This is a genomic window from Kosakonia sp. (genome assembly GCF_032052965.1).
Classification (GTDB): Bacteria; Pseudomonadota; Gammaproteobacteria; order Enterobacterales; family Enterobacteriaceae; genus Kosakonia.
Genome location: NZ_DAMBVN010000009.1, coordinates 124730 through 136855, shown reverse-complemented (window position 1 = coordinate 136855; position 12126 = coordinate 124730). Strand labels below are relative to the sequence as shown.

13 protein-coding genes are annotated in these 12126 nt (G+C 54.3%); 11 read left to right on the top strand and 2 right to left on the bottom strand.

The annotated features are described in order from the left end of the window. The first annotated feature begins 53 nt into the window (after positions 1-53). From RTX30_RS13170 to RTX30_RS13155, 4 genes are all read left to right on the top strand, one after another. Positions 54-422: a diacylglycerol kinase gene (locus RTX30_RS13170; RefSeq protein WP_312690434.1), complete on the top strand. Its 369-nt coding sequence runs from the start codon at positions 54-56 to the stop codon at positions 420-422. A gap of 108 nt (positions 423-530) precedes the next feature. Then, a complete protein-coding gene (gene lexA, locus RTX30_RS13165; RefSeq protein WP_312690432.1) occupies positions 531-1145 on the top strand; it encodes a transcriptional repressor LexA in 615 nt (204 codons plus the stop codon). Between the two features lie 78 nt (positions 1146-1223). Then, entirely contained in the window at positions 1224-2558 is a 1335-nt protein-coding gene (gene dinF / locus RTX30_RS13160) for an MATE family efflux transporter DinF (RefSeq protein ID WP_312690430.1), read from the top strand. A 187-nt stretch (positions 2559-2745) separates the two neighbouring features. After that, positions 2746-2955 carry a CsbD family protein gene (locus RTX30_RS13155; protein ID WP_312690516.1) on the top strand — a complete coding sequence of 70 codons (210 nt, stop codon included), beginning with the start codon at positions 2746-2748 and terminating at the stop codon, positions 2953-2955. Between the two features lie 130 nt (positions 2956-3085). Here the strand turns inward: RTX30_RS13155 and zur are convergent, their stop codons facing one another. Next, a complete protein-coding gene (gene zur, locus RTX30_RS13150; protein ID WP_312690428.1) occupies positions 3086-3601 on the bottom strand; it encodes a zinc uptake transcriptional repressor Zur in 516 nt (171 codons plus the stop codon). Between the two features lie 285 nt (positions 3602-3886). Between zur and RTX30_RS13145 the strand changes: the two genes are divergently transcribed. From RTX30_RS13145 to pspG, 3 genes are all read left to right on the top strand, one after another. Beyond that, the gene (locus RTX30_RS13145) at positions 3887-5203 is read left to right on the top strand and encodes a conjugal transfer protein TraF (RefSeq protein WP_312690426.1); all 1317 of its coding nucleotides are present in this window, start codon (positions 3887-3889) and stop codon (positions 5201-5203) included. 82 nt (positions 5204-5285) lie between these two features. Further along, positions 5286-6284: a tRNA dihydrouridine(20/20a) synthase DusA gene (gene dusA / locus RTX30_RS13140; RefSeq protein ID WP_312690424.1), complete on the top strand. Its 999-nt coding sequence runs from the start codon at positions 5286-5288 to the stop codon at positions 6282-6284. Positions 6285-6417: 133 nt separating this feature from the next. Next, entirely contained in the window at positions 6418-6660 is a 243-nt protein-coding gene (gene pspG / locus RTX30_RS13135; RefSeq protein ID WP_312690423.1) for an envelope stress response protein PspG, read from the top strand. A gap of 189 nt (positions 6661-6849) precedes the next feature. On the opposite strand, the gene RTX30_RS13130 is transcribed toward pspG, so the two are convergent. After that, positions 6850-7833 carry a quinone oxidoreductase gene (locus RTX30_RS13130; RefSeq protein WP_312690422.1) on the bottom strand — a complete coding sequence of 328 codons (984 nt, stop codon included), beginning with the start codon at positions 7831-7833 and terminating at the stop codon, positions 6850-6852. Positions 7834-7901: 68 nt separating this feature from the next. Here RTX30_RS13130 and dnaB point away from each other — a divergent pair, with 68 nt between their 5' ends. From dnaB to RTX30_RS13110, 4 genes are all read left to right on the top strand, one after another. Next, complete coding sequence (gene dnaB / locus RTX30_RS13125) at positions 7902-9308, top strand: replicative DNA helicase (RefSeq protein ID WP_312690420.1); 1407 nt, start codon at positions 7902-7904, stop codon at positions 9306-9308. Positions 9309-9399: 91 nt separating this feature from the next. After that, positions 9400-10479, top strand: a complete 1080-nt coding sequence (alr, locus tag RTX30_RS13120; protein WP_312690418.1) for an alanine racemase — start codon at positions 9400-9402, stop codon at positions 10477-10479. A gap of 12 nt (positions 10480-10491) precedes the next feature. Next, complete coding sequence (gene pnuC / locus RTX30_RS13115) at positions 10492-11049, top strand: nicotinamide riboside transporter PnuC (RefSeq protein ID WP_312690416.1); 558 nt, start codon at positions 10492-10494, stop codon at positions 11047-11049. Further along, positions 11046-12050 carry an AAA family ATPase gene (locus tag RTX30_RS13110; protein ID WP_312690415.1) on the top strand — a complete coding sequence of 335 codons (1005 nt, stop codon included), beginning with the start codon at positions 11046-11048 and terminating at the stop codon, positions 12048-12050. The genes pnuC and RTX30_RS13110 overlap by 4 nt, the downstream gene beginning before the upstream one ends. The last annotated feature ends 76 nt before the right edge of the window (positions 12051-12126 follow it).

The following is a 12126-nucleotide window of genomic DNA, read 5'->3' as shown; positions in this document are numbered from 1 at the left end:
CGCTGCGTGCTTACATAGACATTGACGCTCATTACATAAAAAGGTTCTTTTTCATGGCTAATAATACCACTGGATTAACCCGGATCATTAAAGCTGCCGGTTATTCCTGGAAAGGGGTGCGCGCTGCATGGGTAAATGAAGCGGCGTTTCGCCAGGAAGCGATTGCAGTGACGCTGGCCATTATTATCGCCTGCTGGCTTGATATTGACGCGATCACGCGCGTGTTACTGATTGGTTCGGTTTCTCTGGTGATGATTGTGGAAATCCTGAATAGTGCGATTGAAGCGGTCGTCGATCGAATTGGTACCGAATTCCATGAGCTTTCGGGGCGTGCGAAGGACATGGGCTCTGCCGCCGTGCTGATGTCTATCCTGTTGGCGCTGTTTACCTGGATCTCGTTGCTTTGGTCATATTTTCGATAATGCTTCCGGAATTCGTTAAGAGCCTGGTTTTTTGCTTAAATTTGGTTCCAAAATCGCCTTTAACTGTATATACTCACAGCATCACTGTATATACACCCAGGGGGCGGAATGAAAGCTTTAACGGCCAGGCAGCAAGAGGTGTTCGATCTCATCCGCGAACGCATCAATCAAACCGGTATGCCACCGACGCGTGCGGAAATCGCACAACAATTGGGGTTCCGTTCCCCAAATGCGGCTGAAGAACACCTCAAAGCGCTTGCGCGTAAAGGGGTAATTGAAATAGTTTCCGGCGCATCGCGCGGTCTTCGCCTGCTGCTCGGAGAAGAAGAAGATCAAGGTTTGCCGCTGGTCGGGCGTGTTGCTGCGGGCGAACCGTTACTGGCACAGCAGCATATTGAAGGTCACTATCAGGTCGATCCCTCACTTTTTAAACCGCATGCGGACTTCTTGTTGCGCGTTAGCGGGATGTCGATGAAAGACATTGGCATTATGGATGGCGACCTGTTGGCCGTGCATAAAACGCAGGATGTGCGTAACGGCCAGGTTGTTGTGGCGCGTATTGAAGACGAAGTCACGGTAAAACGCCTCAAAAAACACGGTAACACCGTAGAATTGTTACCGGAAAACAGCGAATTCACCCCAATCGTGGTTGACCTGCGCGATCAAAACTTCACCATTGAAGGTCTGGCGGTCGGTGTCATTCGCAATGGGCAGTGGCTGTAACGCCCCGCTTATGTGCTGCGGTGCTGTTATACGCTCCGCAGCGTAAAACCTTTCTCCCCGACTGATTCCTACACGGCTATGTCATTGTTAAGTGCCTCCGATAAAGCGCTATGGCGACTTGCGCTGCCGATGATCTTCTCCAATATCACTGTTCCGCTGTTGGGGCTGGTGGATACAGCAGTGATCGGTCATCTCGACAGCCCTGTCTATCTTGGCGGTGTGGCGATTGGCGCAACGGCAACCAGTTTTCTGTTTATGCTGCTGTTGTTTCTGCGCATGAGCACGACCGGCCTTACAGCACAGGCGTTTGGTGCCCGTGACACTTCTGCACTGGCCCGCGCACTGATCCAGCCACTGCTGCTGGCTCTGGTCGTCGGTGTGCTAATTGCCATGCTACGTACGCCGTTAATCGATCTTGCATTGCACATCACTGGTGGCAGTGAGGCTGTACTGGAACAGGCGCGGCGCTTCCTGGAGATCCGGTGGCTAAGCGCGCCGGCATCGCTGGGTAATCTGGTACTGCTGGGGTGGTTGTTAGGCGTGCAGTATGCTCGTGCTCCGGTGATATTGCTGGTGGTGGGCAATGCGCTGAACATTGTGCTTGATGTCTGGCTGGTGATGGGGCTGCACATGAATGTGCAGGGCGCAGCGCTGGCAACCGCGGTCGCGGAATATGCGACATTCGTCATTGGGTTGCTTATGGCGCGGCGCGTACTGATTATGCATGGCATAACGATTCCGATGCTGCGCCAGGCCTGGCGTGGTGGTGTCAGGCGGTTACTGTCGCTAAATCGCGATATTATGCTGCGCTCTTTACTGCTCCAGCTCTGTTTTGGCTCCATTACCGTTTTTGGTGCGCGGCTGGGGCCCGAGACGGTGGCGGCGAATGCCGTGCTGATGATGTTTTTGACCTTCACTGCCTACGCGCTGGATGGCTTCGCTTACGCAGTAGAAGCCCATTCCGGGCAGGCGTACGGAGCCAGAGACGGTAGCCAGTTAATGCATGTCTGGCATGCGGCTTGCCGTCAGGCCGGTTTGGTAGCGCTGGCTTTTGCGATGTTCTATGCGCTGGCAGGGAAGCACCTCATTGCACTGCTGACCTCGCTGCCCGCGTTGCAACAATTGGCCGGGCTCTATCTGTTCTGGCAGGTGATCCTGCCGGTGGTCGGCGTGTGGTGTTATCTGCTGGATGGCATGTTTGTCGGCGCGACGCGAGGAGCGGAGATGCGAAACAGTATGGCTGTCGCTGCCGCAGGGTTTGCCCTGACGCTGCTGACTCTCCCCGTGCTGGGTAATCATGCTCTGTGGTTATCGCTGGCGGTGTTTCTGGCGCTACGTGGGCTAACACTGGCGTGGCTGTGGCGGCGTCACTGGCGCAACGGCAGCTGGTTTTCTGACACTGGGCATTCCTGACAGCGCTTATCGCTCTTCATTCTCCTCGATTTTTAATAATGACTCTCGCCTCGTTTCCACTGTCCGGGATGCCCTGGATGGTTAAAGATTCCGAATGTATCCCGAAGGTCGATATTCCTGACTACAATTATCAGTACGTTCAACACAACGAGAACGTAACTTTTAACCGAACGATAAGGAGTCAATGATGAATAAAGACGAAGTCGGCGGTAACTGGAAACAGTTTAAAGGCACTGTTAAAGAGAAATGGGGCAAACTTACCGATGACGATATGACCGTCATTGAAGGTAAACGTGATCAACTGGTTGGGAAAATCCAGGAACGTTACGGTTACGCGAAAGACCAGGCCGAGAATGAAGTGAAAGACTGGGAAACGCGTAACGATTATCGCTGGTAGCCGACAACACTGACCCTCAATGTGTTAACCCTCTGACGGCTCCTGCCCAACGGTACATGGATGTACCTCCCAGCTTTTGGTGAACTCAGAACATTCAGAGTATCATCCCGTTATTAATCTAAGATCGCGCTTAGCGTGGTTTTCTCTTCACCATTATGCTGTGATCATGATGACAATGATCGGGATGACGGCAGGATTCTACTTCCACACAGGCCGCACATAAGCCATGTGCTTCCAGAACATTGTGACGCAGTGCAAAGCCCATCTTTGCCGCCAGTGCGTGCATAATATCCTCAACGCCCTCCGCCTGTTCCTCTTTCACAGACCCGCAGCGATCGCAAATGAACATAGCAGACGTATGTGTGGGTTGATCGAACAAATGGCACAGTACATAGCTGTTGGTCGATTCGACTTTATGAACAAACCCTTGCTCCAGCAGGAAATCCAGCGCCCGGTAAACCGTCGGCGGTTTAGCCTGCGGCTCGTTCACGCGCAGCAAATCGAGCAGATCGTAAGCGCTGATCGCCCCCTGTTGCAGGCTCATTAATCGCAGCACTTCAAGGCGCTGAGGGGTCAGGCGCACGTTGCGTTGCGCGCACAGCTTTTCAGCCTGCACTAACATCTCTTGCGAAGTGGTGTTGTCCATAGGCGCTCTCAGTTGGCAAAACAATAAACCGCTACTTTACCATGTTCGGCGGTAAACGCCGAGATCGCGACCTGGGATCTCTTTTTCGCCAATATATTCACGAAACTTCTACCTTCTTCTATAAATAAATAGTGTCGTCAATCACAAAAATAACTTCTGCATGTTTCTCTTACATTCAGAAGATTTAGCTACTTTTTCCTCTGTTATTCGCAGCAATAGAGCATTCCTGTTTAGCAAATACTAATCAGGCTTAAAAAAACTCATTCTGACTACGAGACGCATACTGTGAAAAAAAATCTCAAACTTTCGGTGGTCGCTTTAGCTGTCTCCTTTTTTGTGGCAAATCAGGCGGGAGCAGCCAATACCTGGGCGGAAGCGCGTAACGATGCAATGGGGGGGACGGGTGTTGCCTCCGCAAATTATGGCAGTGGGGTATTGATCAACCCGGCATTGCTCGCAAAAGCAAAACCGGAAGATGACATCACCGTTATCCTGCCGAGTGTACAGGCGCAGATCACGGATAAAGATAACCTGCGCGATGAGATCGATGATATCCGCGACAAGATTGATGGCTATCGTGATGTCGTTGATAACCTGACGGCGGCGCAGGTCATTGCCAACCCGCTCGGTACCGTGGGCCAGTTCCAGAGCGCCGCGAAAGACCTGGCAGACGAGCTGACTTTCCTGGATGGGAAAACGGCGCGGGCAAAAGCGGCAGCGGGTATCGCGGTGAGTATCCCGAATGATGTGCTCTCGGTCGCGTTTGTCACCAAAGCCTACGCGCATGCGATCGTGAGCACGGCGGTAGATCAGCAGGATATTACCTATCTGCGCGGCATTCAGAACAATACGGTTACCGCTACGACCGAAGCGTTAAACGCGGTGATTTCACCGAACGGCAGCGATGAAATCACTAAAAACCTCAACTCCACAGCGTCAGGCCGTGCGGCTATCGTCTCTGATTACGGGATTGCCATCGCGCGTCAGTTTGAAGTCGCCGGTGTGCCTTTGTCGCTCGGCGTCACGCCAAAGCTGCAAAAAACCTGGGTCTGGAACTACACCACCTCAATTTATGACTATCGCAGCAGCGAGTGGCGCAACAGCCGTTACCGTACCGATGACAGCGGCTTTAACGTCGATGTGGGTGCCGCAGCGGACTTTGGCGACAACGTTACCGTCGGGTTAACTGGCACGAACCTGATCTCCCGTGATATCGACACCAAAGATGTACTGATCCGTAATGGCAGAACCGGCAATACGGTAAATTACAAAGATACCTACCAGATCAGCCCGGTAGTAACAGCGGGTGTGGCCTGGCATAACGATCTCGTGACCCTGAGCGCGGATGGTGACTTAACCGAAACCAAGGGCTTCAAGAGCGAGAAAGACTCTCAGTATGTCGGCGTAGGTGGTGAAGTTCGCCCGCTGAGCTGGCTGGCAGTACGCGCCGGTTATCGTGCTGATGTGAAAGGCGATGACAAAAACGTCTTCACTGGCGGTGTTGGCTTTGCTCCGTTTAACCGTGTCCATGTCGATCTGATGGGGCTGGTGGGCGAAGATAAAACCTGGGGTGCGGGCGCACAGCTGAGCCTGACATTCTGATGAATAACCGGAGGCGCTGCGCCTCCGGTTTTGCTTGTGCTATAGTAGCGCCCCTTTTTCCTTCGATGCTTAATTATTCGCCATGTTGCCAGAAAATCAGTCCGCTACTTTCCCTGCTCATCGCTTCTCTATTGCGCCGATGCTCGACTGGACGGACAGACATTGCCGTTACTTTCTGCGTTTGCTGTCGCGCCAGACGTTGCTGTACACCGAAATGGTGACTACCGGGGCGATAATTCATGGCAAAGGTGACTATCTGGCGTACAGCGAAGAAGAGCATCCGGTAGCCCTGCAGCTTGGCGGCAGTGATCCGGCGCAGCTGGCGCATTGTGCAAAACTTGCTGAAGCGCGCGGCTATGATGAGGTTAACCTTAACGTTGGCTGCCCGTCCGATCGTGTGCAAAACGGGCGCTTTGGTGCCTGCTTAATGGGCGAAGCGCAGCTGGTGGCAGACTGCATTAAAGCCATGCGTGACGTGGTGTCTATTCCCGTTACCGTAAAAACACGCATTGGTATTGACGATCAAGACAGCTATGCCTTCCTCTGCGACTTTATCGGTACGGTTGCCGGTAAAGGCGAGTGCTCCTCCTTTATTATCCATGCGCGCAAAGCCTGGCTTTCCGGACTGAGTCCGAAGGAGAACCGCGAAATTCCGCCGCTGGATTACCCACGCGTATACCAGTTGAAGCGAGATTTTCCGCATCTGACAATGTCGATCAACGGCGGTATTAAATCTCTGGCAGAGGCTAAAACGCATCTGCAACACATGGATGGGGTAATGGTAGGGCGCGAAGCCTACCAAAACCCGGGGATACTGGCGTCGGTTGACCGCGAGATTTTCGGTGCAGACGTGATCGATGCCGATCCGGTTGCCGTCGTGCGTGCCATGTATCCTTATATTGAGCGTGAACTGAGCCAGGGGGCATACCTCGGTCATATCACGCGTCATATGTTGGGGCTATTCCAGGGGATCCCGGGTGCTCGCCAGTGGCGACGCTATCTGAGTGAAAACGCCCATAAAGCCGGAGCAGACATTACTGTTGTTGAGCACGCACTGAATCTGGTCGCCTCAAAGCGATAAAATTCACTACATTCTCGTCAAATTCACCACATCCCGCGCCGCTGTGCGGGATTTTTTGTTTATTAATCAACTAACTCGTTTTGGCATGTTTCTTGAAATAGCAAAGCAAACGATCTATTTCCAGGAGAGCGCCATGTTGGAACTGTTATTTATTATCGGCTTTTTTGTCATGTTACTGGTGACCGGCGTTTCGCTGCTGGGCATCATCGTCGCGCTGTTGGTGGCGACGGCAGTGATGTTTCTCGGTGGGCTTTTTGCGCTGATGATCAAAATGTTGCCATGGTTGTTGCTGGCGATTGCGGTTGTCTGGGTGATCCGCGCGATTAAAGAGCCGAAGCTCCCACGTTATCAACGCAATAACCGTTGGCGTTACTAAAGTATTGAGTGGTGCGTCACATCCCTGAAACATTTACAGGCGCATCGCTTAGAACCGCATAGGATTTACTTATCAAATCTGTCACTATCGCGACGTTAACGAATTCATCGCGCTGTACCCTACACTACAGCCGAACTAAAAAAAGAAAGGGCTTCCCGCGGGAAGCCCTAATTCTTTCTGCTACATAGCTCAGGGGATCAACAGGCTGGAACCCTGAGTTGCACGGCTCTCCAGCACCTCATGTGCGCGCTGCGCATGCTCCAGCGCAAACTTCTGGCTTTCTGCAACATCCACTTTAATCACGCCGCTGGCAATCAGGGAAAACAACTCATTGCTGGCTTCCTGCAACTCTTCGCGGGTCGTGATATAGCCATTCAACGACGGGCGGGTCACATACAGTGAGCCTTTCTGGTTGAGAATACCGATATTCACGCCAGTCACCGGGCCGGAAGCATTGCCAAAACTGACCATCAGCCCACGACGGCGCAGGCAGTCGAGGGAGGTTTCCCAGGTGTCTTTGCCGACGGAGTCGTAAACCACGCCCACTTTTTTGCCGCCGGTGATCTCCTTAACGCGCTCTACCACATTTTCTTCGCTGTAATTGATCACCTGCCAGGCGCCAGCTTGCAACGCGCGCTGCGCTTTATGCGCTGAGCCGACGGTACCAATGAGTTTTGCGCCCAGCGCTTTCGCCCACTGGCAGGCGATAAGCCCGACGCCGCCCGCCGCCGCATGGAACAGAAACACTTCGTCGGGTTTGATTTCCCAGGTTTTACGCAACAGATAAAAGACCGTTAATCCTTTCAGGTAAGAGGCTGCAGCCTGCTCAAACGAGATGGGATTAGGCAGGATTGCCGCTTTATCGGCAACCACGTTGTGCACTGAACTGTAGGCACCCAGCCCTGATTGCGCATACACCACGCGATCGCCCGCTTTAATGTGTGTGACGGCACTTCCCACTTTGCTGACAATGCCCGCCGCTTCGGTGCCCAGGCCACTCGGTAAGGCCGGAGGCGGGTACAAACCGCTACGGATATAGGTGTCGATGTAGTTAATGCCAATGGCTTTGTTTTCGACCTGGATTTCGTGTTCCGCCGGATCCGCTGGGGTAAACTCTACCGCTTTCAGTACATCGGGGCCGCCATGCTTGTGAAATTCTATTCGTGTCGCCATGCTTCCTCCTGAACTCAGTGCTGTGATAATCTTTCGAACCATTCATTACCTTGGTAGCTCCATTCACTATGGCAGGAAATAAACCCTTCAACAAACAGACTGAGCCCCGTGATTTCCAGGTCGAGGGGATGAAAGTGCCTCCGCATTCCATCGAAGCGGAGCAGTCGGTGTTGGGCGGTTTAATGCTGGACAACGAACGTTGGGACGATGTCGCCGAGCGCGTTGTTGCCGACGATTTTTATACCCGCCCGCACCGCCATATTTTTACTGAGATGCACCGCCTGCAGGAGATGGGTAAACCCATCGACCTCATTACCCTGGCGGAGTCTCTGGAGCTACAGGGGCAGTTAGACATTGTGGGCGGTTTTGCCTACCTGGCGGAGCTGTCCAAAAATACGCCAAGTGCAGCGAATATTAGCGCTTATGCTGACATCGTGCGCGAACGTGCGGTTGTCCGTGAGATGATCGCTGTGGCGAATGAAATCGCCAGCGCCGGCTTTGATCCGCAGGGGCGTACCAGTGAAGACTTGCTCGATCTGGCAGAGTCTCGGGTATTTAAAATCGCCGAAAGCCGCGCCAATAAAGACGAAGGCCCGAAAAATATCGCTGACGTACTGGAAGCGACCGTAGCGCGTATTGAGCTACTTTTTCAGCAACCGCACGATGGCGTGACCGGGGTGAACACCGGGTACGATGATCTCAATAAAAAAACAGCCGGTTTGCAGCCGTCGGATCTGATTATCGTTGCCGCGCGTCCATCGATGGGGAAAACGACCTTTGCCATGAACCTCGTCGAAAACGCGGCCATGTTGCAGGATAAACCGGTCCTGATCTTCAGTCTTGAGATGCCCTCCGAACAGATTATGATGCGTTCTCTGGCCTCACTGTCGCGTGTCGATCAGACGCGTATTCGTACCGGCCAACTGGATGATGAAGACTGGGCGCGCATTTCCGGCACCATGGGGATCCTGCTGGAAAAACGCAATATCTATATTGATGACTCCTCCGGCCTGACGCCGACGGAAGTGCGCTCCCGTGCGCGGCGTATTGCCCGCGAACATGGCGGCATTGGGCTTATTATGATCGACTACCTTCAGCTCATGCGCGTTCCGTCATTGTCGGACAACCGTACACTGGAAATCGCCGAAATCTCCCGATCGTTGAAAGCGCTGGCGAAAGAGTTGCAAGTGCCCGTCGTTGCGCTGTCGCAGCTTAACCGTTCACTTGAACAGCGCGCCGACAAACGACCGGTAAACTCCGACTTGCGTGAATCCGGCTCCATTGAGCAGGATGCCGACTTAATCATGTTTATCTACCGTGATGAGGTTTATCACGAAAACAGTGACTTAAAAGGCATTGCGGAAATCATTATTGGTAAGCAGCGTAACGGCCCTATCGGGACGGTACGTCTGACATTTAACGGGCAATGGTCGCGTTTTGATAATTATGCGGGGCCGCAATACGATGACGAATAATGGTTCTTCATCTTTTGTGCCGCAGGGGCGTTGACTACGCCAGCTCACCCCGGCCTCATAGCTGCCGGACATTCTGTTATTAAGGAAAAAAATGCAAGCGGCAACCGTAGTAGTGAATCGCCGCGCTCTGCGACACAATCTGCAACGTCTACGCGAACTGGCTCCTGCCAGCCGACTGGTTGCGGTCGTGAAAGCGAACGCCTATGGACACGGTCTTGTTGAGACCGCGCGAACGCTCCCTGATGCTGACGCTTTTGGCGTCTCCCGTCTCGAAGAAGCCCTTGAACTGCGTGCGGGGGGGATCACCCAGCCGATCCTATTGCTGGAGGGGTTCTTCTCGGCGGAGGATTTGCCTCTGGTGGCTGACCACCACCTGCAGACGATTATCCACAGCGTCGAACAACTGGCGGCACTGGAAAGCGCCACCCTCAGCGAACCGGTAACGGTATGGATGAAACTTGATACCGGCATGCATCGCCTGGGCGTGCATCCCCACGAAGCCGACGCGTTTTATACCCGGTTGTCGCAATGCAAAAATGTCCGCCTGCCGGTGAATGTTGCCAGCCACTTTGCCCGTGCTGATGAGCCGGAGTGTGGTGCGACAGAACGCCAGTTAGATCTCTTCACGACCTTTACGGACGGTAAACCCGGTTTACGCAGCATTGCGGCCTCCGGCGGTACGCTGCTGTTTCCGCAATCGCACTTCGACTGGGTTCGTCCTGGCATTATCCTCTACGGTGTTTCGCCGCTCGGGGGGCACTCCCGTGGGGCCGATTTTGGTTTCCAGCCGGTAATGACGCTAACGTCAAAGCTGATTGCCGTGCGCGAGCATAAAGCGGGCGATCCTGTTGGCTACGGGGGAACGTGGCAGAGCCCGCGAGACACCCGCCTGGGCGTGGTCGCCATGGGTTACGGCGACGGTTACCCGCGGGCAGCACCTTCGGGGACGCCCGTACTGATAAATGGTCGCGAAGTGCCCATCGTTGGGCGTGTGGCAATGGATATGATTTGCGTTGATTTGGGGCCGCAGGCGCAGGACCGCGCCGGGGATGAAGTGATGCTCTGGGGAGAAGGGCTGCCCGTTGAGCGCATCGCAGACGTCACGAATGTGAGTGCTTACGAACTTATTACTCGCCTGACGACCAGGGCGACACTGAAATACCTCGATTAAAAGGAACGCCGCGTGTCACCGATGGAAATTGCCGCCTGCCTGGCGTATGCCCTCTCTGTATGGCTTGCCGCCCGCAACAATATGCACACCTGGTGGACAGGGATCATCGGTTGTGTGCTGTATGGCTGGGTGTTTTACTCCGTGCAGTTGTATGCCGACGTCACGCTGCAACTGTTCTTTATTGCCAGCAGTATCGCCGGATGGATCAACTGGCTGAAAGGTAATCATGGCCATGAACTGGCCGTACGCAAAACGCCTTTCAGTCACCTGTTGCCAATGTTTGCTGGTGCGCTGGTGGTGGCCGCAGGATATGCCTGGTTGTTGCACCGTTTTACCAATGCGTGGTCGCCGTGGCTGGACTCCACCATTATGGTGTTCAGCGTACTGGCGCAGTTTATGCTGATGGGGCGTCGGCTGGAGAGCTGGTACTTTTGGCTGCTGGTCAACACTATCGCCGTTCCGCTCTATGCCGCACGCGACTTGTGGCTAACCGCCGGGTTGTATCTTGTGTTCTGGTGTAATGCCTGGCATGGGTTGTACCAGTGGCGTAAGGCGCTGGCGGCACGATGAAGCGCTTCGCCAGCGGGCTGGTGGTCGGTAAATTTGCGCCCTTGCATTGTGGGCATGAGCGGCTAATCAATGCTGCGCTGGCGCAGTGTGAGCGTGTCTGGCTGATCAGTTATTCGCAGCCAGAACTGCCCGGTTGTGAACCCGACAAACGCGAACACTGGCTGCAAGCGCGATTCCCGCAGTGCGGGGTTGTCGTGCTGACGCCTGAGCGCGTAACGTCCTGGGGACTGGGCGCGTTACCGCATAACGACGCACCAGACTCCCTCCATCGGCACTATATGGCCGATCTCTGTTTGCAGGTGCTGCGCTGCCGCCCGCAGGCAGTCTTCACGGCTGAAGCGTATGGTGAAGGGTTTGCGCAGGTACTCAGTGAGCGTTTTGCACAGCCTGTAACACATGTGCGTTTGCAGCGTGAGCAGGGCGCACACGCGCCGTCCGGCACGCTGATCCGCGGCGATGTTCATCGCTGGCGTCAGATGTTGTCGCCGGTGGTGTACCGTGATTTTGTAAAGCGTATTTGCCTGCTTGGCGGGGAATCCACCGGTAAAAGTACGCTCAGCGCAGCACTGGCCCAGGCGCTCGGCACTGCTTTTGTTGCGGAGTACGGACGTGAGCGTTGGGAAGAAAAAGGCGGTGAACTGGCGTATGACGATATGCTGCCGATTGCGCAAACCCAGGTTGCCCGTGAAGACAACGCCGATGCCGTGCGCTGGCTGGTGTGCGATACCTCGCCGCTGACGACGTTATTTTATACGTTGGAGATGTTCGGCAAAGCGCCTGATGCACTCTTTACGCTGGCGCAGCGGTCCTATCATCTGGTGGTGCTTTGCGAGGATGATTTTCCCTTTGTTCAGGATGGCACGCGCCAGGATGAGACCTTCCGCCAGCGCCAGCAGGCCTGGTATGTGGAACAGCTGACGCAGCGCGGCGTACCTTTTATGCGGGTACGGGGTTCTGTCAGTCAGCGCGTAGCGCAAATTCTCGCCGTGGCAGGCAGCTGACGCGCTTATTTTTTGTTGCCGCCAGCACTCCTCTCGACCTGGCTGAACTTCCAGTTTATTGTGGTGGTTCCTGCCT